We start from the raw sequence: 20888 nt of genomic DNA on the forward strand, positions 1-20888 counted from the left end.
TTGAGTCCCGCCTAGGATCTGGGGGTGGTGAACTGGGGCTCCGGCGGGAGGAGTTGGGGATGCTGAAGGAGTTCGAGGGGCTGTCGACGCCGCTGGTGGCGGATGCCTGCGTGCGGCTCGGGGTGGGGGTGCGGGCGGCGCCGGTGGGGGTTGCGGGGGTCGTGGCGGGGGCCCGGGTCGCCGGGCGGGTGCTGCCGGTGCGGCACTACGGGAGCGTGGACGTCTTCCTGGAGGCGTACGGGGCCGCGCGGGACGGGGACGTCCTCGTGATCGACAACGGCGGGCGGACGGACGAGGCCTGCATCGGGGACCTCGCCGTGCTGGAGGCGATGGCGGCCGGGGTCGCCGGGATCGTCGTGTGGGGGCTGCACCGGGACACGCCCGAGCTGGTGGAGATCGGGCTGCCGGTGTTCAGCTACGGCGCCCTGCCGCTCGGGCCCCTGCGGCTGGCCGAGCGGGAGCCGGAGGCGCTGGTCACGGCGCGGTTCGGGCCGCACCTGGTGGACGCCGGGGACGTGGTCCTCGCCGACGCGGACGGGGTGCTGTTCGTCCCCGGCGACCGGATCGAGGAGGTGCTCGCGGCGGCTGCGGACATCGCCCGCACCGAGCGCGCCCAGGCCGGGCGGATCCGCTCCGGTGACACGCTCCGGCGGCAGACCGCCTTCGACGAGTACCTGGAGCGGCGCGCCGCCGACCCGGCGTACAGCTTCCGGCAGCACCTGCGCCGGGTGGGCGGGGCCATCGAGGAGTAGCCGCTCTCAGAGCGGGCGGTGCATCACGTGGAGGCCGACGTATCCCTCGGTGGGGTGGCGGAAGGCCTCGGGGACGGTGCCGACGATGGTGAAGCCCAGCGACTCGTAGAGCCTCACCGCATGGTGGTTGCTCGCCACCACCGCGTTGAACTGCATGGCGCGATAGCCCTGTCGGCGGGCCCAGTCGAGGGTGTGCTCGACCAGGGCCCGCCCGATGCCCCGCCCGTGGTGGGCCGGGTCCACCATGTAGCTGGCGCTGGCCACGTGCGAGCCGTTGCCCGGGCGGTTGCGGCACATGTTCGCGGTGCCGACGACCGTGCCCGCGTCGTCCACCGCGACCACCGTGCGGTTCGGCGCGGGCAGCAGCCACCACTCGCGGCCGAGCTCGGAGGAGAGGTCCGGCGGGTAGGGGAACGTCTCGCCCGCGGCGACGATCGCGTGGAAGAACGGCCAGACGGCCGGCCAGTCCTCGGCGGTGGCTTCTCTGATCTGCATGCGGACAGGATGGCTCCGGCCCAGCGGCCCGGCCACCGGTTTTCCGGTGGGCGGGCCGGGGTTCAGAGGAGTGCGGCGGACGGCTCGATCATCGCGCGGGCGGTCTTGGCGTCCACGTACTCGCCGAGCGCCGTCATCTCCCACTCGCCGGTGTTCTGGCGGACCAGCTTGCACATCACCACACCGGTGCGCGGCTCCGAGTGGGTCAGGTCGAAGCGGGCCAGCTCCTGTCCGCTGCCGGCGTCCAGCAGGCGGCAGTAGGCGTTCTGCACCTCGGTGAAGCGCTGCCCGGAGAAGGAGTTGACGACGAAGACCAGGCCGGTGACCTCGGCGGGCAGGCCCTCCAGGTGGACGGTGATCGACTCGTCGTCGCCGGTGCCCGCGCCGGTGAGGTTGTCGCCGGAGTGGGCGATCGCGCCGTTGAAGACGGTGAGCTTCATGAACCAGGCCGTCTCCAGCTTGCGGCGCCTGGCGTCGAAGGCGATGCAGGAGGCGTCGAGGTCGACGCTGCGGCCGCGGCCGGCGGGCTCCCAGCCGAGGGCCATCCGGACCGAGGAGAGGAACGGGCGGCCGTTCTTGACCAGGGACACCGAGCTGCCCTTGACCAGGTTGACCCGGCCCTTGTCGAGGGTGACCTTCGGGCGGGTGGCCGCCGCAGGTGCCGGCGGTGCGGCGGGCGGCGGGGTGGCCGGCATCGGGGGTGCGGTGGTGCGGGCGATGCGCGGGTCGACGGGCGACGTGGTCGGTGCGGGCGGCGGGGCGGTCGGCATCGGCGGCGCGACGGAGACCGCCGGAGCCGCCGGAGCCGTCGGGGTCACCGGGGTGTCGTCGACGGTGACGCCGAAGTCGGTGGCGATGCCCGCGAGCCCGTTGGCGTACCCCTGGCCGACCGCCCGCACCTTCCACGCGCCGTTGCGCAGGTACACCTCCACCACGATGAGCGCGGTCTCCCGGCCGAGCGGCGGCGGGGTGAAGGAGACCAGCACCTGACCGGTGTCGGCGTCGCGGACGGTCGCGGTCGGCTCCATCCCGGCGAACGTGCTCTCCTGGTCGGCCGGGCTGGCCGTCACGACCACCTTGGTGATCCCGGGCGGAAGGGCCCGGGTGTCCACGGTGATCGCGTCCGGCACCCCCGCGCCGGCCGGGCGGTGGCTGACGCCGGGGCCGTGCGGGGCGTTGAAGAACACGAAGTCGGCGTCCGAACGCACCTTCCCGGCGTCGGTCAGCAGCAGGCCGGAGACGTCCAGCGTCTTGGGCGCGGTGACCTCGACGGTCACCCGCGCGGCGGACAGCGGTGCGTTTCCGCCGGGGGTCAGGACGGTGGACACGGACTCCTCCTCGGGTACGGGTCGGCGGCCGCACGGGGCCCGGTCGGGCCGCCGGGCCGGGTGCTGCCCACAGTAACGAACGTGGCCGCGGAGACGAGCCCCGGCCGCCGGGTGGGACCCGCGGGGCCCGGCCGGGCGTCAGCGGTGGACGGGCGGGGTCTTCGGCCGGGCTCCCGGCGGGGTCTTCGACGGGGCTGCCGACGGGGCGGGCTGCCGGTCTGCTTGCGGTGCCGCCTCGGCGAAGGTGCCCAGGGCGGCGACGGCCCGGGGGTCGGTGATGCCGAAGGCGGCGGCGTTCCAGCCCTCCGCCCCGGCGCCCTTGCACGGAGCCGTCACGGCCGGGCGGGTACCGCGGACTCCGAACGTGTAGCGGCCCGGGCTGACGTCGGTACCGGCCGGGGTGGTGAACCGGTAGACCAGGGCGCCCCGTTCCTGCTGGGTGGTGACCACGGCGCCGGGCAGGTCCGTCCACGCGGTGCCGCTTCCCGGGGCCAACTCGCCCGGGGAGAGCCGGAATTCGGCCTGGAGGGCGGTGACGGGCTCGGTGATGCTGAGGCCGAGCACGTGTCGCGTGCCGTCGCGACCGAGCGGGGTGACCTGGGCGACGCCGCTCAGGGGCTGCTCGGCCTCGGGGATCGCGTCGGCGGTTCCAGTGGTTCCAGTGGTGTCGGGGACGCCGGCGGTGCCAGGGGCCTTCGGTGTGATGTCGGATCCCGGGACGGCCGGGACCACCGAAGGGACGGTCGGGAGCCTCGGTGTGAACGACGGCGTGCCGGACGGGAGGCCCGCGTTCGGGGACGGCGACGGCTGTCCGGACGGCTGCGCCGGCGACGGGGTGGGCGTCAGCTGCGGAGACGTCTGCGGAGACGTCTGCGCAGGCGCCTGCCCGGACGGCGCCGCCGGCCCGTGCGCCGTGGTGGCCCCGCGGCCCAGGCCGGACGGATCGTCGGTGGACGCGAGTCCGGTGTGTCCGCCCTCGGGCGCGGTGGCCGTCGGCTCGGGCGTGCCCGGCCGGGGCGTGGAGGGGGCGGGCGTCGACGATCCGGGGTGGGGCCGCGCGGGCCGGGAGGCGGCCGGCCGGCCGCTGGGCTCGGGCGCCGCCGGGGGGTGCTCCGCGGCGGCCTCCGCCTGTTCGGTGCCGCTCCCGCTCGGGGTCGGCGGCGGCGTCGTGCCGACCCGCGCGACGCCGGCCCGCCGGCCGATGCCCTGCTGCTCGTGCAGGAGCAGGGTGGTGGCGATGCTGATGCCGACGACCGTGGACATCGCCATCGCGGCGCCGGAGAACCGCAGGGTGGGCAGCCGGAACCGGCCGCCGAACGGGCGTGGCCGACCGTGCCGACCGTGTGGCGCGGCCTCGTGCCGCACGTCCGGTACCGCGTCCTCGCGCACAGCCACCGGACCCCTCCCTCCCCGAAGTCGCCGTCGCAGTCGCCGCATTCTCCCACGGTCCGTGGTGCGGGGTCCGTTCCGGGAGGGGGTGAGCGTACCAGCGGGCGGCCACGTCGTGGACGGATCCCATCCACTTCGTGGACATCCGTTCAAGGTAAGGAAGTTGACGGATCGTCTGACAAGTCCCGGTGAGGACCGTCCGTCCGGGACGGGTGTGGTTGCAACCTCCTTGCAACCCTTGCCCGCCCGGTTCGCAGTGGCGCAGTCTGAGAGCATCCCACGCCGTCCCGGAGAGACCGTCATGCCGCCCGACCCGCTGTCCGCAGCCTCCAGTGCACCCCTCGCCGCCACCCCCACGGGCGACGATGGGGAGGGCTCCACCGCCGCTCCGGCGGCGGTGGAGGAGGTGCTGACGCTGCGGATCTCGCTGGGCGAGGAGACGGTCGGCGAGGTCCGTACCCGGTTCCGCTTCGACGCCGCCCGTCCGTACGAGGTGCTGCTGACCTTCCACGTGGGCCGGCCGGACGAGGCCGACTGGGTGTTCTCGCGCGAACTCCTGCGCGACGGCCTGCGCACGCTGAGCGGCCAGGGCGACGTCAAACTGTGGCCGGCGTACTGCCCGTGCCACGGCTCGACGTTGCACCTCGCGCTCGAATCCCCGCACGGCAGCGCCCTGTTGGAGGTCTCCAAGCCCCGCGTGCAGGCCTGGCTCGAGCGGACCTACGCGCTGGTCTCCGAGGAGGCCGAGCGTGCCTGCGGCCCGACCGACGCCCAGCTGGCCGCCCTGCTCGCGGGCGGCTGAGGGGCGCTCACGCGGGTGCGCGGGTCGGATGCCCGGGGCTCGGGTACCACCGTGCCCGGCAGGCGTACCGTGCCGGCGGCCAGTGCCGTCCGCAGGCGGCGCACGGCCGGGGCCGACGACGACGGCAGCAGGTCGTACGGATCGTCCGGGCCCAGTACCGTGACCAGCACCGACTCCGCGAACCGGTACGGCCGGTGGGCCAGCAGGCCGCCCAGGTAGCGGCGCAGCCGGGACAGCTCGGCGCGGACGGTGACCGTCCTGGCCGGATCCCCGAACAGCGCGTCGGCGAGTTGCGCGGCGGTGCTGCCGTTGCGTCCGGTGGCCAGCAGGAGCAGGAGTTCGGCGTGGCGGGGGCTGAGCGCGTGGGACCACCCGCCGGCCGCGCCCTGCACCGAGAGCTCCGGACGGTCCGCGCGTCGCAGGTCCAGGCGCAGCCGGGCTCCCTCCAACTGCTCGGCGGCGAGGGTGCCGTCCCCGTCCGACGGCCGGACCGGCCGCACCAGCCAGCCGTCGGCCAGCGGTTCGAGGACGCACTCGCCGAGCCCGGGCACCCACTGGACGGCCGTGCCGCCCCAGCTCTCCGCGGGCAGGCGCAGCCGGCCGAGCGGCGGGAGCCCGGCCGAGGCGGCGGTCCACCCGGCGGCGTCCACCACGAGCGCCGGACCGGCCACCCGGGCGAGCAGCGGGGCGGCCATCGTGCGCAGCTGGTGGAGCGACTCCAGCCGGTGGGCGCGCAGTTCGGTCTCGGCGAGGCGCGCCGCCGTGGTGGTGAGTTGGAGCAGGTACGGGCGCACGCTGTGGGCGGGGCCGCTGAGGTTGACCGCGCCGATCAGCTGTCCGGTGCCGGGGTCGTGGACGGGCGCGGCGACGCACGTCCAGGAGTGGTGGCTGCGCAGGTAGTGCTCGGCGGAGTGGACGTGCATCGGGCGCTGGGTGCGGAGCGCCGCCGCGATCCCGTTGGTGCCGACGCTCTCCTCGATCCAGCGGGCGCCGATCAGGAAGCCGATCCGGTCGGCGCTGCGGCGCAGGCCCCGCTCACCCTCCTGCCACAGGACGTGGCCCTCGGCGTCGGCGATCGCGAGGATCAGCGGGGCCTGGTCCACGGGCTGGATGAGGGTCTCGCGCAGCACGGGCATGACGGCTTCCAGGCCGCTCGCCCGCCGGCGCAGTTCGACCTCGGCCGGGCCGAGGTGGACGGCGGCGGCACCGGAGTCGGGGTCGAGGCCGAGACGGCGCAGGCGCTCCCAGGAGTCGCCGATCTCGGGGCGGGGTTCCAGCAGGTCCTGGCCGTTGCCGGCGGTGCCGGTGCCGGCGGGCTGTTGGGTGTTCTCGCGGGCGGCTTCCCGGGCGGCGGCGCCGGCGAGGGTGCGGTCGTGGACCTTGGCCAGTTCGGCCGCGGTCGGCGCGGTTCGACGTTCTGGTCGTCGGGTCTGCCGTCCGGTCTGACGCACTCGGGTTGCTCCTCGCCGCCGATCGAGGGCGCGTCGGGGTCGATGCGCTGACGAAAGCGTAAGGGGGAGGTGGGGGTCTGGGGATGGGGTCGGGGAAGTCGGTGTGCGGGGTGGTGGGGGTTTCTTCCGCGCCCGCCGCCGGCTCCGCGCGCGGCGGCCGTCAGCGTTCCACGTGTCCGTCGTTGTGCTGGGCGGCCTCCACCGTGCGGTGCAGGTCGGCGGTCGCCTCCAGGGTGGCCGCCGTGCTCAGCGCCAGGCAGGCGGCCAGGGCCAGGGCCACCGGGCGCAGGCGGGTGCGCGTGGCGGTCGGGCGGGGTTGCAGGAGGGCGGCCACCCGCCGCGGGACGGGGCCGGTGTGGGCCGCGGCCGCCAGTTTGGGGCGGGCGGGCGAGGGGGCCCGGTTGGCGGCCAGGGCGGCGCGGCCCACCGCGCGGGCGGTCACGGTGCGGTCGCCCACCCGGGCCGCCGCCACCTCGTCGGCCCAGCGCTCCAGGTGGTACCCGAGGGGCGTGCGCAGTTGCCGGAGCGCCGGGTGGATGTCGGCGGCGTGTTCGGCCAGGGCGAGGAAGAGGTGGTGGCGGCCGGTGAGGTGGGCCCGCTCGTGGGCGAGCAGGGCCGCCCGTTCGGGGCCGCTGAGGGCCCGCAGCATGCCGGCGGTGACGACGATCCGGCCGGGCTCGCCGCGGTGCAGCCGGCCCGGGAGGGCGAAGGCGTCGGCGCGTTCGTCGTCGAGGACGGTGAGCCGGTGGTCGGGCGGGGTCAGCAGGTGTCGCGGGGGCCGGCGCGTGTCCTCGGCGGGCAGGGCGGCCCGGGCGGTGCGCAGGTCGTGGTGGTGACGGCGGGCGGTCCGGACGGCGAGGGCGGTCAGCGCGGCCAGGGCGAGTGCGGCGACGGCCGCCGCGAGGGGTGCGCTGGGCGCGGCGGCGGTGAGCCAGGGCAGCGACAGGTGGCCGAGTGCGGCGACCGGCGGCAGCTGGAGCAGTCCGGCGGCGGCGAGCAGGCCGAGCGAGCACAGGGCGCCGCCGGCCAGGACGGCGGCCGAGCCGGCGAGTGTCCAGGCGGCGGCCCGGGGGGACAGCGCGTCGGCGAGGCGGCGGGCCAGCGGGGCGGCGAGGAAGGGCAGCAGGAGGGGCGCCCAGACGGCGATCATCACGCGGTGCCGTCGCCCAGGAGTGCGCGGAGGAGCTGCTCGTCCTCGGTGGAGAGGTCGGAGACGAAGCGCGCGAGCACGGTGGAGCGGTCGGCCTCGCGGCCGAGCTCGGTGTGCATGCGGCGGGCGGCGAGGCCCGCGGTGTCCTGGACGGTCGGGGTGTAGGCGTAGGCGCGGCCGGCCCGGGTCCGTTCGACGGTGCCCTTGTCGTGCAGGCGGGCGAGGATCGTCGCGATCGTGGTGCGGGCGAGGTCCCCGCCGAGCGCCGCCTGGACGTCCTGCGGCGTCATCGGGTGCCGTGCGGACCAGAGGGCGGCCAGCACCTCGGCCTCCAGCTCGCCGGCGGGCCGGCGGGCGGACGGTACGTCGGACATGGCGGCGCTTCCTCCAGGTATCGTCTACAGTCATGTAGACCGTCTACGTCACTGTAGACGGTCCGGGCGTTCCACCGCCCTCCAACGTACGGGAGGTCCGCCAGCCTTGCTCCAGCTGCCCCTCGATCCGGCCGTCCACCTCGCGGTGAACCCGCTGGACGCCTCCTCGCTGCTCGCCGCCTTCGGCGCGCTCGGCATCGCCGTGGTGCTCTTCGCCGAGACCGGCCTGCTGGTGGGCTTCTTCCTGCCCGGCGACTCGCTGCTGTTCACCGCCGGGCTGCTCTGCGTGCCCGGCGCCACCAAGGGCCCGCAGCTGGAGCTGTGGCAGGTCCTCCCGGCGGCCCTGGTCGGCGCGCTGGCGGGCGCCCAGGTCGGCTACGTCATCGGCAGGCGGGGCGGGCGGGCGATGCTGCGCCGCAGCAAGCGCAAGAGCCTGCAGCAGGGCGTCGAGCGGGCCGAGGAACTGCTGGCCAAGTACGGCCACGGCAAGGCGATCGTCCTGGCGCGGTTCATCCCCGTCGTCCGAACGGTGCTCAATCCGATGTGCGGCGTGCTCGACGTGCCGGTCCGCTCGTTCACCTTCTGGCAGGTCGCGGGCGGTGCGCTGTGGACGGTGGGCGTGGTGCTGGCGGGCTACGGGCTGGGATCGTCGATCCCCAGCATCGACCGGTATCTGCTACCGATCATCGGTCTGGTAGTAGTTGTCTCCGTGCTCCCCATTGTTCTCGAAGTGTTCCGCGCCCGTAAGGCGCGCCGTCACGGAGGTGACGCGTGATGTCCTCCCGGGCTCTCGCCGTGTTCGACGGCAGCGGCATCTCCGGCGGCCTCTACACCCAGGTCAACGGGTGGTCCAAGGCCGCCCCGGTGTGGTTGGACGACGTGATCAAGGTCTGGTCGGCCATCGGCCTCGGCCTGTTCGCCGTCTTCATGCTCTACGCGTGGTGGCGGGCGCGCGGCGCCGACTCGGCCCTGATGGCCCGGGTGCTGGCGACGCCGGTGATCGTGGTCGTCGCGTACGGCGCGAACTCCGTGCTGAAGGGCATGGTCGAGGAGGTCCGGCCGTGTGCGCAGATCCGCGGGAGCGTCCCGCTGGAGACCTGCCCCGGCACCGGTGACTGGTCCTTCCCCAGCAACCACACCGTGATCGCCTTCGCCGCCGCGACCGCGCTGCTCTTCGTCGACCGCCGCCTCGGCGCGATCGCCGGGATCTTCGCCGTCCTGATGGGCGCCTCCCGGGTCTGGGTCGGCGTGCACTACCCGCACGACGTCGCGGTCGGCATGCTGGTCGGCATCGTCGTCGCGGCGATCCTGGCGCCGCTCGCCGGGCGCTGCGGGCCCCTGGTGGACCGGATGCGGGGCGGGGCGCTGCGCCCGCTGCTCGGTCCGGGCGCGCTGTCGCGGTACTGATTCCGTCGCCCGCCTTGTTCGGGCGGGACGGCGGGTAGAGCATGTGAGCCGGGCGTGGAGCCCCGTCGCGACGGGGAACCCGCCCGGCTCTGTCGTGCCAGCGGAGGGAGCGTCCGTGCCGTACCGACTCGACATCACCCAGGGGGACTGGCCCGGCGACCTCCTGCACAAGGGCGTCGAAGGCCTGCTCGCCGAGGCCATGGTGCTCACCCTCGCGACGGCGGGGCACGAGCACGGGCCGCACGCCAACCTGGCGTTCTTCGCCCACGACGACGACCTCGTCCTGTACTTCGTCAGCGAGCGCTCCACCCGGCACAGCCACCACCTCGCCGAGGAGGCCCGCGCCGCCGCCACCGTCTTCCTGCCGCCGCCCGTCTTCGGCGAACAGCTGCGCGGCCTCCAGCTCGCGGGCAGCGCCGGCGAGGCCTGGGGGCACCAGGCGGAGGCCGCCCTGGCCGCCTACCAGGCCCGCTACCCGTCCTTCGCCCAGGACGACGAGCTCCGCCGCCAGTACCTCACCGGCGCCGGCGCGGCGGCCCTGTACCGCTTCGAGGTGGACGAGCTCACGGCGGTGGACGAGCCCAACTTCGGGCGCCGCAACTACCTGCGGGCCCGCGTGGTGCGGAGCTGAGAACGGCGGTGCGGCACGGTTGTCCGTGCCGCACCGCCGGAGCGGGAGGGCTCAGTGTCCTCCCTTGAGGTTGAGCACGACCACCCCGACGATGATCAGGGCGATCCCCGCGATCTGGAGCCTGCCGAGGGACTCGCCGAAGGCTACGACGCCGATCCCGGCGACCGCCGCCGTCCCGGCGCCCGACCAGACCGCGTACGCGACCGAGACCGGGATGTGCTTGAGCGCGCGGCCCAGCAGCGCGAAGGAGAGCACGTAGCCGACGCCCACGCCGACGCTGGGCCAGAACTTCGAGAAGCCCTCGGTGAGCTTGAGGCAGCTGGTCGCGCAGACTTCGCTGAGGATCGCGAGGGTGAGGAGGAGGTAGGGCATGCCGGACTCAAACGGCCTGGTGGGCGCCGAGCTTCCCGAGCAGGGCTAGATCCGCGTTCGCCAGGCTGTCGAGCAGCGTGATCCGGGCGCCGTCCGGCATCGGCGTGGCCGTGGACGGGACGGCGAGCACGGCGCAGCCGGCCGCGCTGGCGGAGGTGACGCCGGTCGGCGTGTCCTCGACGGCGACGCAGGCGGCCGGATCCAGGCCGAGCCGCTCGGCGGCGGCCAGGTACGGGTCGGGCGCGGGCTTGGTCCGCTCGGTGTCCTCGGCGGCGAGGGTGACGGTGAACCAGTCCCGGCCGATGGTGGACAGGACGAGGTCGACCACCCGGCGCGGCGAGGCCGAGACCAGTGCGGTGGGCACCCGGGCCTCGCGCAGGGAGGCGAGCAGGGCCAGCGCGCCGGGGCGCGGGACCGTCTCGGCGGCGACCTTGCCGGCGAAGGAGTCGCCGAGCCGCTCGGCGACCTCGGCCTCGCTCAGCGCGGTGCCGCTGACCCGGTGCAGGTGGGCGGCGGTGTGCTCGACGGCGCGGCCGAGCACCTCCGGGGCGTCCTGGTCGGTGAGCGGGCGGTGCAGCTCCTCGGCGAGCTCGGCGGCGGCCTCCCACCAGAGGTGCTCGGTGTCGACCAGGGTGCCGTCCATGTCGAACAGGACGGCGGCGGGCAGTGCGGAATCGGGCTGTGCGGATTCAGGCATGGCGGTACCTTCGGTGGATCGTCAGGAGCGAAAAGGGGACGTCACAGGCTCTCAGGCCGCGCGGCGGTCCACCAGCACGGGTCGCTCGGGGAGGGTGAGCACGGCGCGCGAACCGGCCGGGAGGGCGGCGGCGGCCTCGGTCGGCAGGTCGGCCTTGACCTCGGTGCCGTCGTCCAGGCGGACGGTGAGCCGGGTGACGGCGCCCAGGAAGGACGCGGTCACGACGAGGGCCGGGCCGTCCGCGGACGGCGTCAGCGTGACGTTCTCCGGGCGGACCAGCACCTGGAGCTCGCCGTCGACCGGCAGGGCGCCGTCCACGGCGTGCCGGCGGCCGAGCACCTCGACGCCCCCGTCGGTGCGGGTGCACGGGATCCGGCTCATGGTGCCGACGAACTCGGCGACGAACGGGGTGGCCGGGCGCGAGTACAGCTCGTTCGGGCTCGCGCACTGCTCCAGCCGGCCCGCACGCAGGACGGCGACGCGGTCGGCCATCGACAGCGCCTCCTCCTGGTCGTGGGTGACGAACAGGGTGGTGATCCCGAGCTCCTGCTGGAGGCGGCGGATCTCCTCGCGCAGTTGGAGGCGGACCTTGGCGTCCAGCGCGGACAGCGGCTCGTCGAGCAGCAGGACGCGCGGCTGCAGGGCGAGCGCGCGGGCGAGCGCGATGCGCTGCTGCTGGCCGCCGGACATCTGGTGCGGGTAGTGCCCGGCGCGCTGCGGCAGGCCTACGAGCTCCAGCAGCTCCTGGGCACGCCGCCGGCGCTCCGCCTTGCCGGCGCCGCGCATCCGCAGCCCGAAGGCGACGTTGTCGAGCGCGGTCAGGTGCGGGAAGAGGCTGTAGGACTGGAACACCATGCCCGCGTCGCGCCTGTGCGCCGGGATCGCGGTGATGTCCCGGCCGTCGACGAGGACCTCGCCGGAGTCGTGCTGCTCGAAGCCGGCCAGGATGCGCAGCGCGGTGGTCTTGCCGCAGCCGGACGGGCCGAGCAGGGCGAGCAGTTCGCCCGGGGCGACGGTCAGGTCCAGGCCGTCGAGGGCGGTGGTGGCGCCGAACGAGCGCCGCAGGGAGCGGAATTCGACGGTCGCGCCGCCGGTGGCCGGGGCCTTGCCGGTGGCGGTGGCGGTAGCCGTGGTCATGGGGGAGGTACTCCTGGGAAGCGGAAGGGGCGGATCAGGACCGCGCGGCCTTGCGGCCGCGGCCGACGGCGGACATCAGCAGCAGGACGAGCCAGACGATCAGCAGGCTGAGCATCGACACGGCGACGGACATCTGGCCGTCGCTCTTGCCGTTGGAGTTGATCCACACCGAGAAGGGGGCGAAGCCGAGGATCGAGGCGGTGGTGAACTCGCCGAGCACCAGGGCGACGGTGAGCACGGCCGCGTTCAGCAGCCCGCTGCGCAGGTTCGGCAGGACGACGGTGAACACCGCGCGCAGCCAGCCGGCGCCGCAGTTGCGGGCGGCCTCGACGAGGGTGACGACGTCGACGCCGCGCATCCCGGCGTCCAGCGCCCGGTAGGCGAACGGGAGCGCCATCAGCACGTACGCGATGACCAGGACGATCGGGAAGTTCGGGTCCTGGATGGCCACGACGGTCTGGAAGAACGGCGTGTCCTGCAGGTAGTCCGGACCCCAGCGCAGCACGCCGATGATGCCGGTGGTCAGCGCGACCACGGGGACGACCAGCGGCATCGAGCACATGATCTCGATCACCGGGCGCAGCTTCGGCGCGCCGAGCCGGGCCGCGAGCATCGCGGGCACCAGCAGGAGCAGCAGCACCGCCACGGAGACCCCGGCGAGTTCGAGGCTCAGCACGAGGCTGTCGGTGAAGCCCGGGGCGTTCACCAGCTCCGTGTAGGCGCGGAAGGTGGTGCCGCCCTTGTTGTCGTCGATGCTGAACCACAGTGACGCGGCCATCGGGACGGCGAAGTAGGTCCCGCAGATCAGCAGGACGAGGCCGCGGCCGAAACGGATGCGGTTGATCAGGCGAGCCACTTGGCACTCCGGCGCTGAAGGGGCAGGTACACGGCCATCACCAGGCAGGCGACCACGATCATGTCGAGGCCGAGGGCGAGGGCGAGGTTGCCCTGGCCGACGAGGACGTTGCCGGACAGCGCGTCGCCGATCTGCATCGAGATCAGCGGGACCGAACTGCCCACCATGGCCTCGGCGGTGGCGTACGCGGCGAAGGAGGCGCCGAAGAGCAGCACGAAGCCGCCGAGCAGCGAGGGCGCGAGCACCGGCAGGGCCACGTGGCGCCAGTACTGCACGCCGGTGGCGCCGTTGTTGGCCGCCGCCTCGCGCCACTGGGTGCGCAGGCCCTCCAGGGCCGGGGTGATGGTGATGACCATCAGCGGCACCAGGAAGTACAGGTAGACCACCGAGAGGCCGGAGAACGTGTAGAGGCTCCAGCCGTGCTTGGTGAGGCCGAACTGCTTGGTGACCTCGCCGGAGTTGCCGAGGGTGGCGACGAACATGAACGCGAGCGGGACGCCGCCGAAGTTGGCGAGCACGCCGGAGGCGGACATGACGGCCTCGCGGAACATCCGGAACCGGGAGGTGGCGACCGCCTGTGCCAGCGGCAGGCCGACGACGGCGGCGATCAGCGCGGTCAGCAGGGAGAGCTTCACGCTGCCCCACAGGGCGGTGAAGTAGGCGCCCTGGAGCGAGCCGGTGAGGTTGTCGGTGGTGAACGTGCCGCCGCCGTCGGGAGCGTCGGAGGAGGTCGTGAACGCGCCGACGGCGATCGCGACGGCGGGCAGCCCGAAGCCGATCGCGAAGAACAGCAGCAGGGGGAGGGCGGCCAGCCAGGCCCGGCCGCGGGGTCCGCCGCGCCTGCCGGGGCGGGGGGCCTTGGCGGCCGCGGTGGTGGCCGGGGATTCGGGGGTGACGGAGCCGGGGGCGCCGCCCCCGCCGCTACGCGCGGCGGAGGCGGAGGCCGGCACCGGGGTGGGAGCCGTGGTCATCGTCAGGTCAGCCCGCGATCGCCTTGGCCCAGTTCTCGGTCACGACCTTCTTGGCCGCGTCGGTCTGGTCCGGGGTGGGGAAGGTGGTGAAGGGCTTCTCGACCGGCGGCAGCTTCGAGGCGGCGTCGGCGTCCAGGGTGCCGGCGGCCTTCAGGGCGTCGAACAGGGCCGGGGTGGCGAAGCCGCCCATGAAGCCGTTCTGGCCGGCGGCGCTGTAGAGGTACTCCTCCCACAGGCGGGCGGCGGCCGGGTGCGGCGCGTCCTTGTTGATGGCCTGGTTGTAGTACTGCGCGTAGGAGCCGTCCGACGGGATGGCGACCTGCCAGTCGATCCCCTTGTCCTTGAACTTCACCGAGTAGCCGGCGTTCAGGTACGACCAGTCGATGCTGATCGGGGTCTCGCCCTTCTCGATGGTCGCCGGGGTGACCTCGACCGGGTTGAAGTTGCCGGCCTGCTTGACCTTGCCGAAGAAGTCGATGCCGGGCTGGATGTTGTCCAGCGAGCCGCCGTTGGCGAGGGCCGCGGCGTAGACGGCGCCGAAGGCGGCACCGGCCTTGGTCGGGTTGCCGTTCAGGGCGACCATGCCCTTGTAGTCGGGCTTGAGCAGGTCGGCGAAGGTCTTCGGGCAGACGGCCACCTTCTTGGCGTCGCAGCCGATCGACATGTAGCCGCCGTAGTCGTTGTAGCTCAGACCGTTGGCGTCCTTCATGGTGGCCGGGATCTTGTCGAAGTCGGCGACCTTGTAGGGGGCCAGCAGGCCCTGCTTGCCCGCACTGATCGCGAAGGCCGAGCCGAGGTCCACGACGTCGGGGGCGCGGTCCTGGCCCTTGCGGGAGGTGATCGCGTTGATCTCGTCCTGGCTGGAGCCGTCCGGGTTCTCGTCCTCGATCTCGATGCCGTACTTCGCCTTGAAGTCGTCCATCAGCTTGCCGTAGTTCGCCCAGTCGCGCGGCAGCGTGATGACGTGGAGCTTGCCCTCCTTCTTGGCGGCGGCGACCAGCGCGTCCATGCCGCCGAAGTCGGCGACGGAGGTGGCGGTCTTCGCGTCCTTGCCGCCCGAAGCGCTGTTGGACTTCGCGGAGGACGAGCCGGCGGAGCCGCAGGCGGTGAGGGAGAGCGCGGCGGCGGTCAGGACGGCCGCGAAGGCGGCGGAGCGGGCGCGGTGCACGGACACTGGTCAGTCTCCTGATCGGGGGTGTACTGCGAGAGGTGAGTGCGGAGCAGAGGTGTCTGATCGGGGGATCGTGCGAGTGGTGGCGTGCTCGGGTCCGTCCGATAGCCGGGCGAATCCGTCCGAGTTGACTAGCCAACTTCGCTGACGGGGGTAAGTAACCCGGAGCCCGGTGACGGGAAGGTGAACGGCCGGCCCAGAACCGGGGTCGGCTGTGGGAACGGTGGAATCCGGCCGGTCGGGAGTGATCCGTTCGGTGCGATGCTTCGAAGGCGCAGCGGGATAAGGTCGGGCTGTCCGCGCCGGTACGGCTGCGCAGGACACCGCCCCAGGAGGGACATTGACTGACGTGGCAACGGATCCCGGGCTGGAGCCGGGGCGGCCGGCGGAGCGCACTGGAGCCCTCTACCGCAAGGTGGCCGCCGACCTGCGCGAGGCGATCACCTCCGGTGCGTTCGGCGAGGCGGGCCGGCTGCCGGCCGAGGGCGCGCTGGCCGAGCAGTACGGGGTCTCCCGCGGGACGGTCCGCCAGGCGCTGGCCGTGCTGCGCTCGGACGGCCTGGTGACCTCCCGGCGCGGCACCCGGCGCGTGGTGCTCGGCGGCGCGCGGGTGCAGAGCTTCTCCGAGCTCCTCAGCTTCACGCACTGGGCGTACTCGATGGGGGAGGAGCCCGGCGGCATCCTCGACTCGCTGGTGCGCCGCCCGGCCGACGCCGCCGAGCGCGAGCAGCTGCGGCTGGAGCCGGGCGCCGACGTGTACGTGACGGTCCGGCTGCGGACGCTGTCGGGCACGCCGGTGATGGTCGAGCGCACCGTCTACCCGCCGCGCGTCGGCGAGATCGTGGCCGAGCTGCCGCCGGACGTCGTCTCGCACACCGAGGTGCTGCGCGAGCACGGCATCCTGTTCTGCGACGCCGACCACACCATCGACATCGTCGCGGCCAACGCGGAGGACGCCCGCCTGCTCGGCTGCCGCCGCGGCGGCCCACTGCTGCGCGAGCGGCGGCGCACGACCGACCCGACCGGCACGCCGGTGGAGTGGTCCCAGGACCGCTACCTGCCCGGGACGGTGGCGTTCAGCGTGCACAACTCGCTTGCGACGTCCGCGCTTTCGCGGCACGCGCGCGAACTGGACTGAGCCGGAACGGCACGACGGGGGAGGAGCTTCCTGCCCTCCCCGTTCGTGCCGTTCCGCTACCTCATGAGCGAGGCGAGCAGCGTGCGGTAGTGCTCGAAGTCCGGTGCGGCCGCGCCGGCGGCCTTCGCCTGATCGTCCCAGCGGCGCACGGCCACCGCGTCGGCGGCGCCCGGGAGCGCGGCGAACGCGGCGGCCTGGGCGTCGTCCATCGGGCCGCCCTGGACCATGAGCGTGTACTCGGACGCCTCGGACAGCCGCTCGCGGTAGCCCGGCTCGACCGCGCACAGGTAGCGCTTCGCGGCGACGTGCAGCCGGACGGGCTCGGTGACCTCCGGACCGAACCACTGCGCCAGCCAGTCGGCGCCGCTGTCGCCGTGCCGGCTGTCCTGCCCCTGCATCAGGTCCCGCCCGCGCAGGGCTCCCTGGAAGTGACCGACGTCGTGCAGCAGCGCGGCGGCGACCAACTGCGGGGCCGCGCCCGCCGCCTCGGCGGCAGCGGCCGCCTGGAGCATGTGCTCGGCCATCGTGACCGCCTCGCCCAGGTACTCCCCGGCGCCCTCGCCCGCGAACAGCTCGGCGATCGCGTCCAGGGCGGCGGTGCGGCGGTGCAGCACGGCCAGGGTGGAGGTGAGCGAGTCGAGGTCGGCGTAGCAGCCCTGGAGGTGGCGGCGGCCGTCCTGCCGGAAGGCCGTCCGGGCGTGCAGGAGGCGGGTGTTGTCGAGGACCAGGCAGTCGCCGGGATCCAGCCGGAAGGTGAGCTGGAGCTCGGGGCGCAGTGTGACGGCGGCGAAGCGGCGGTAGGCGGCGTAGAAGGCGTCCAACTCCTCCCGGCTGCCGCGCAGGGTGCCGATCGACCGGTTGTTGAACCGGACCTCGCGGATCCGGCCGAGCGGGTCCACGTCGATCAGCGGACGGTCGGCGCGCAGTTCGGCGCCGTGGTCGCGGAAGACGAACGGGACGGGGGTGCGGGTGAGGACGGCGAAGTCCGCCGGTGCCTCCTCGCGCAGCACGGCGGCGGCCCCGAAGCCGTCGACGAGCCCGGAGTCGCCGCCGGTGGCGGAGTTCTCCAGGCAGTGCAGGAGCTGGAGGGTGGGCACCGGGTCCCGGTACGGGTTGTCGGTGTGCGGGGTGATGGCGACGCTGGTGAAGGCGAGGTTGTTCGGGTCCGGCTCGACGCGGACGTCGAACAGCTCGCCGTAGTTGGTGACCCGGACGAACCCGAAGCTCCCGGCCACCCGCAGCACCTGCCGCTCCACCGCCGGCACGCCGCGCAGCACCGCGAACCCGCTGCGCCGCACGGCCGTGAGGACCGCCGCCTGCTCGGCGGGATCGGCCAGGTACGCCTCCCACTCGGCCTCCGGCAGGCCGCGCCGGAAGTCCGCCGCGACCCAGAGCCGCTTGTCGGCCTCGGTGCGCCCGTCCCCGTCGCCGGCCTCGGTCAGCCAGCCGAGCGGGTAGCGCGAGCGGTGCCCGTCCGACCAGAGCACCTCCAGGTTCCCGTTCATCTCGCACTGCGCGGAGACCACGAGGTCCTCGGGCAGGTCGGCGATCTGGAACAGCTTCTGCCCGCTGCGCGGGTCGCGGCACTCGGCACACGGGCAGTTGTCGCGCAGCCAGTGCGTCGGCAGTTCGGGCACGGCGGGTCTCCTCCTGGACGGCATCCCGGTCGGGGTGGAGTTGTATAGCCAACTTCGCCCCTTTGCCTCGGGAGCCTGCCGCCCCCAGGTGAGTTCCCGGTGCCCTGCGGGTGAACGTCCCGGGAACTGTCCCGGGAGATCGCGGCCGGATTCGGCCGTCCGGCTGACGGGCGGCCGGGGGAGCGCGTGCCGGGGCGGGTGAGGCGGCGGGGCTGCGGCACTGTCGGGGTGGATTTGTCCCGATAGGCGAGAGGTGGCCGGGCATGGCTGGTTCCAGTACGACGACTCCGACTGGTTCAGGGCATACCGGGCTCAAACGAGAAGTCGGGATGATCGGCCTGCTCTGGGCCTCGGTCGGGGCGATCATCGGCTCCGGGTGGCTGTTCGGGGCGCAGAAGGCGGCTGTCGCCGCCGGGCCCGCCGCCCTGCTGTCCTGGGGGATCGGCGCGGTGGCGATCATCCTGCTGGCGCTGGTCCACGCCGAGCTGGGCGGGCTCTTCCCGGTGGCCGGCGGGACGGCGCGCTACCCGCACTACGCGTTCGGCGGGTTCGCGGGGATGTCGTTCGGGTGGTTCACGTGGCTGCAGGCCGCGACGATCGCGCCCATCGAGGTCCAGGCGATGATCAACTACGCGCGGCACTGGAGCTGGGCGGACGGCTTCCTGAACCCGGACCTCACGCTGACGGCCAGCGGGTTCGTCGTCGCGGCCGTGCTGCTCGGCGTCTTCGTCGCCGTCAACTTCCTCGGGGTCCGGCTGCTCGCGCACACCAACAGCGTGGCCACCGTGTGGAAGGTCGCGGTCCCGGTCCTCACCATCTTCGCCCTCGGGTTCACCGAGTTCCACAGCTCCAACTTCTCCTCGCAAGGCTTCGCCCCGGACGGCGCCAAGGGTGTGCTCGCGGCCATCAGCACCAGCGGGGTGATCTTCGCGCTGCTCGGCTTCGAGCAGGCCATCCAGTGGGCGGGCGAGAGCCGCAACCCCCGCCGGGACATCCCGCGGGCCGTGCTCGGGTCGGTCGTGGTCGGCACGGTCGTCTACGTCATGCTCCAGGTGGTGTTCATCGGGGCCCTGCCTGCGGAGACCTTCGCCGGGGGCTGGGGCAAGCTCGACTACCCCGGCATCAGCGGGCCGTTCGCGGGCCTCGCCACGCTGATCGGGCTCGGCTGGCTCGCCACCATCCTCTTCATCGACGCGGTGATCTCGCCCGCCGGCACCGGGCTGGTCTACATCACCTCCAGCTCGCGGGTCACCTACGGCCTCAGCCGCAACGGCTACGCGCCGCAGGCCCTCCAGTACACCGACAAGCGCTCGGTGCCCTGGCTCGGCCTGGTCATCGCCTGGGTGGCCGGCGTGCTGTGCTTCCTGCCCTTCCCGAGCTGGCAGCGGCTGGTCGGGTTCATCACCTCCGCCGTCGTGCTGATGTACGCGGGGGCGCCGCTGGCCTTCGGCGTGCTGCGCAAGCGGCTGCCGGGGCTGGAGCGCTCGTACCACCTGCCGGCCGGCTCGGTGATCTCGCCGCTGGCCTTCGTGGTGGCGAGCCTGGTGATCTACTGGTCCGGCTGGGACACCCTGTGGCGGCTGGGCCTGGCGATCCTGATCGGGTACGCGCTGCTCGGCGGGTACTCGGCGTACGCCGCCTCGAAGGGGATGCCGAACGCGCCGCGGATGGACTTCAAGGCCGGGCAGTGGCTGCCGGTCTACCTGGTCGGGATGGGGATCACCTCGTGGCAGGGGACCTTCGGCGCGGGTGCCAAGGGGAACCTGCCGCTCTGGTGGGACATCGGGGTCGTGGTCGTCTTCTCCCTGGTGATCTACTACTGGGCCCTCGCGGTCGCGCTGCCGAGGGAGGAGATCGAGCGGAACATCCGGGGCGTCGAGGTGGTGGACGCGGGCGGGCACTGAGCGCACGAGCGGAGAGCGGCCCCCGAGGAGTCCCGGGGGCCGCTCCGCTGGGCGCTCAGACCTCGACGGTCGCGGCCCAGGCGGCGTCGGCGGCCGCGAGGGCGGGCCCGGCGTCGGCGCCGGTCGCGGCGGCCAGGGCGGTGAGGCACGCGCGGACGGTGTCCAGCGCGGCCGCCCGGCCGTAGTGGTTGACCCGGAGCATCTCCGCCGCGAGCGCGCCGCCGCCCGGCTGGACGGGGAGCGACGGGTCGAGGGCCGCGGCGAGCTCGCCGGCGTGCACGCCCGGGGCGGTGCGCAGGGTGGTCGCGACCGGCGCGGCGTGCGCGTCCTCCGGGACGTACGGGGTGAGTGTGCCCAGCGCGCGGACGCCGGCCCGGGTCGCGGCCGAGGCGGCGCGGTGGCGGGCGATGACCGCCGACAGGCCGTCGGCGGCGATGCGGTCGAGGCAGGCGCCGAGCGCCAGCATCTCCAACTGGGCCGGGGCGTGGGGCAGTACGGCCCGCCCGGCGTCCGTCCAGCGCTCCTTCCAGTCCAGCAGGGACAGGTACGAGCGGCGCGGGGCGGCCGGGTTGGCGGCGATCCGCTCCCAGGCGCGCTCGGAGACGGACACCGCGGAGACGCCGGCCGGGCCGCCCATCGCCTTCTGGCCGCCGATGACGCACAGGTCGACGTCCCACGCGTCGGTGAGCAGCGGCTCGGCGGCCACCGAGGCCACCGCGTCGAGCATCAGCAGTGCGCCGTGCTCGCGCACCACGGCGGCGATCTCGGCGACCGGGTTGGTGTTGCCGGTGGCGGCCTCGGCGTGGACCAGCGAGACGAAGTCGACCGCCGGGTTCGCGGCCAGCGCGTCGGCCACCTGCTGCGCGCTCACCGCGCTGTGGAAGGGGACGGCCAGGTCGACGACCTCGGCACCGCACGAGCGCAGCCAGTTTCCGAAGGTCTGGCCGTACGGGCCAGTGACGATGTTGAGCGCGGTCGAGCCCGGGTGCGCGGCGCCGCGGATCGCGGCTTCCAGGGGCAGCAGGGCCTCGCCCTGGGTGACGATCACGTCCGCGGAGGTGTGCAGCAGCGCGGCCACCCGGTCCTCGATCGCCGCGAACCCGGCGGCGCTGAGCGGGGGGAGGTCGAGCAAGCTCATGCCCCCGCCTCGTTTCGCTCAGCGGGGGCATCCGCCCACGCGCACCTCTCGATGGTTCGCTCGCTGCGCTCGCTCACGGGCTGGTGCC

General features: G+C 74.0%; 21 protein-coding genes. 7 read left to right on the forward strand and 14 right to left on the reverse strand.

The annotated features are described in order from the left end of the window. The first annotated feature begins 59 nt into the window (after positions 1–59). The gene (locus AB0C76_RS07145) at positions 60–752 is read left to right on the forward strand and encodes an RraA family protein (RefSeq protein ID WP_359960894.1); all 693 of its coding nucleotides are present in this window, start codon (positions 60–62) and stop codon (positions 750–752) included. Positions 753–758: 6 nt separating this feature from the next. Here the strand turns inward: AB0C76_RS07145 and AB0C76_RS07150 are convergent, their stop codons facing one another. The 3 genes from AB0C76_RS07150 to AB0C76_RS07160 all read right to left on the reverse strand — a co-directional run bounded on the left by AB0C76_RS07150 (position 759) and on the right by AB0C76_RS07160 (position 3970). Beyond that, positions 759–1247, reverse strand: coding sequence for a GNAT family N-acetyltransferase (locus tag AB0C76_RS07150; protein WP_359960897.1), 489 nt, complete (start codon positions 1245–1247; stop codon positions 759–761). 62 nt (positions 1248–1309) lie between these two features. Further along, positions 1310–2575 (reverse strand): TerD family protein, encoded by a 1266-nt coding sequence (locus AB0C76_RS07155; RefSeq protein WP_359960900.1) that lies wholly within the window; start codon positions 2573–2575, stop codon positions 1310–1312. Between the two features lie 138 nt (positions 2576–2713). After that, positions 2714–3970 carry a hypothetical protein gene (locus AB0C76_RS07160; RefSeq protein ID WP_359960903.1) on the reverse strand — a complete coding sequence of 419 codons (1257 nt, stop codon included), beginning with the start codon at positions 3968–3970 and terminating at the stop codon, positions 2714–2716. Positions 3971–4265: 295 nt separating this feature from the next. On the opposite strand from AB0C76_RS07160, the gene AB0C76_RS07165 reads away from it, so the two are divergent. Continuing rightward, entirely contained in the window at positions 4266–4766 is a 501-nt protein-coding gene (locus AB0C76_RS07165) for an SsgA family sporulation/cell division regulator (RefSeq protein ID WP_359960906.1), read from the forward strand. Here AB0C76_RS07165 and AB0C76_RS07170 read toward each other — a convergent pair. The 3 genes from AB0C76_RS07170 to AB0C76_RS07180 form a co-directional block, all read right to left on the reverse strand. Continuing rightward, entirely contained in the window at positions 4685–6217 is a 1533-nt protein-coding gene (locus AB0C76_RS07170; RefSeq protein WP_359960909.1) for a GAF domain-containing protein, read from the reverse strand. The genes AB0C76_RS07165 and AB0C76_RS07170 overlap by 82 nt on opposite strands. A gap of 160 nt (positions 6218–6377) precedes the next feature. After that, a complete protein-coding gene (locus AB0C76_RS07175; RefSeq protein WP_359960912.1) occupies positions 6378–7367 on the reverse strand; it encodes a M56 family metallopeptidase in 990 nt (329 codons plus the stop codon). Next, positions 7367–7741, reverse strand: a complete 375-nt coding sequence (locus AB0C76_RS07180) for a BlaI/MecI/CopY family transcriptional regulator (protein ID WP_359960915.1) — start codon at positions 7739–7741, stop codon at positions 7367–7369. Before AB0C76_RS07180 ends, AB0C76_RS07175 begins: the two co-directional genes overlap by 1 nt. 106 nt (positions 7742–7847) lie before the next feature. On the opposite strand from AB0C76_RS07180, the gene AB0C76_RS07185 reads away from it, so the two are divergent. The 3 genes from AB0C76_RS07185 to AB0C76_RS07195 all read left to right on the forward strand — a co-directional run bounded on the left by AB0C76_RS07185 (position 7848) and on the right by AB0C76_RS07195 (position 9779). Continuing rightward, positions 7848–8516: a DedA family protein gene (locus AB0C76_RS07185; protein WP_359960918.1), complete on the forward strand. Its 669-nt coding sequence runs from the start codon at positions 7848–7850 to the stop codon at positions 8514–8516. Further along, positions 8516–9148: a phosphatase PAP2 family protein gene (locus tag AB0C76_RS07190; protein WP_359960921.1), complete on the forward strand. Its 633-nt coding sequence runs from the start codon at positions 8516–8518 to the stop codon at positions 9146–9148. The genes AB0C76_RS07185 and AB0C76_RS07190 overlap by 1 nt, the downstream gene beginning before the upstream one ends. A 115-nt stretch (positions 9149–9263) precedes the next feature. Then, a complete protein-coding gene (locus tag AB0C76_RS07195) occupies positions 9264–9779 on the forward strand; it encodes a pyridoxamine 5'-phosphate oxidase family protein (protein ID WP_359960924.1) in 516 nt (171 codons plus the stop codon). A 51-nt stretch (positions 9780–9830) separates the two neighbouring features. Here the strand turns inward: AB0C76_RS07195 and AB0C76_RS07200 are convergent, their stop codons facing one another. The 6 genes from AB0C76_RS07200 to AB0C76_RS07225 all read right to left on the reverse strand — a co-directional run bounded on the left by AB0C76_RS07200 (position 9831) and on the right by AB0C76_RS07225 (position 14986). Continuing rightward, entirely contained in the window at positions 9831–10151 is a 321-nt protein-coding gene (locus AB0C76_RS07200; protein WP_359960926.1) for a multidrug efflux SMR transporter, read from the reverse strand. A 7-nt stretch (positions 10152–10158) separates the two neighbouring features. After that, positions 10159–10848, reverse strand: a complete 690-nt coding sequence (locus tag AB0C76_RS07205; protein WP_359960928.1) for an HAD family phosphatase — start codon at positions 10846–10848, stop codon at positions 10159–10161. A 51-nt stretch (positions 10849–10899) separates the two neighbouring features. Next, positions 10900–11985, reverse strand: a complete 1086-nt coding sequence (locus AB0C76_RS07210; RefSeq protein WP_359960930.1) for an ABC transporter ATP-binding protein — start codon at positions 11983–11985, stop codon at positions 10900–10902. Between the two features lie 34 nt (positions 11986–12019). Continuing rightward, the gene (locus AB0C76_RS07215; protein ID WP_359961195.1) at positions 12020–12763 is read right to left on the reverse strand and encodes an ABC transporter permease subunit; all 744 of its coding nucleotides are present in this window, start codon (positions 12761–12763) and stop codon (positions 12020–12022) included. Positions 12764–12828: 65 nt separating this feature from the next. Continuing rightward, positions 12829–13812, reverse strand: coding sequence for an ABC transporter permease subunit (locus AB0C76_RS07220; RefSeq protein WP_359960931.1), 984 nt, complete (start codon positions 13810–13812; stop codon positions 12829–12831). A 7-nt stretch (positions 13813–13819) separates the two neighbouring features. Beyond that, positions 13820–14986, reverse strand: a complete 1167-nt coding sequence (locus tag AB0C76_RS07225; protein ID WP_359960933.1) for an ABC transporter substrate-binding protein — start codon at positions 14984–14986, stop codon at positions 13820–13822. Between the two features lie 346 nt (positions 14987–15332). Between AB0C76_RS07225 and AB0C76_RS07230 the strand changes: the two genes are divergently transcribed. Then, entirely contained in the window at positions 15333–16121 is a 789-nt protein-coding gene (locus AB0C76_RS07230; protein WP_359960935.1) for a GntR family transcriptional regulator, read from the forward strand. A 56-nt stretch (positions 16122–16177) separates the two neighbouring features. Here the strand turns inward: AB0C76_RS07230 and AB0C76_RS07235 are convergent, their stop codons facing one another. Further along, positions 16178–17758 (reverse strand): phosphonate degradation HD-domain oxygenase, encoded by a 1581-nt coding sequence (locus AB0C76_RS07235; protein ID WP_359960937.1) that lies wholly within the window; start codon positions 17756–17758, stop codon positions 16178–16180. 329 nt (positions 17759–18087) lie between these two features. On the opposite strand from AB0C76_RS07235, the gene AB0C76_RS07240 reads away from it, so the two are divergent. Further along, positions 18088–19662, forward strand: coding sequence for an APC family permease (locus AB0C76_RS07240; protein WP_359960938.1), 1575 nt, complete (start codon positions 18088–18090; stop codon positions 19660–19662). Between the two features lie 55 nt (positions 19663–19717). Here the strand turns inward: AB0C76_RS07240 and AB0C76_RS07245 are convergent, their stop codons facing one another. Next, a complete protein-coding gene (locus tag AB0C76_RS07245; RefSeq protein ID WP_359960941.1) occupies positions 19718–20800 on the reverse strand; it encodes an aminotransferase class V-fold PLP-dependent enzyme in 1083 nt (360 codons plus the stop codon). Positions 20801–20888 lie beyond the last annotated feature (88 nt).

Origin of the sequence: Kitasatospora sp. NPDC048722 (assembly GCF_040650235.1) — a bacterium.
Taxonomy (GTDB): Bacteria; Actinomycetota; Actinomycetes; order Streptomycetales; family Streptomycetaceae; genus Kitasatospora.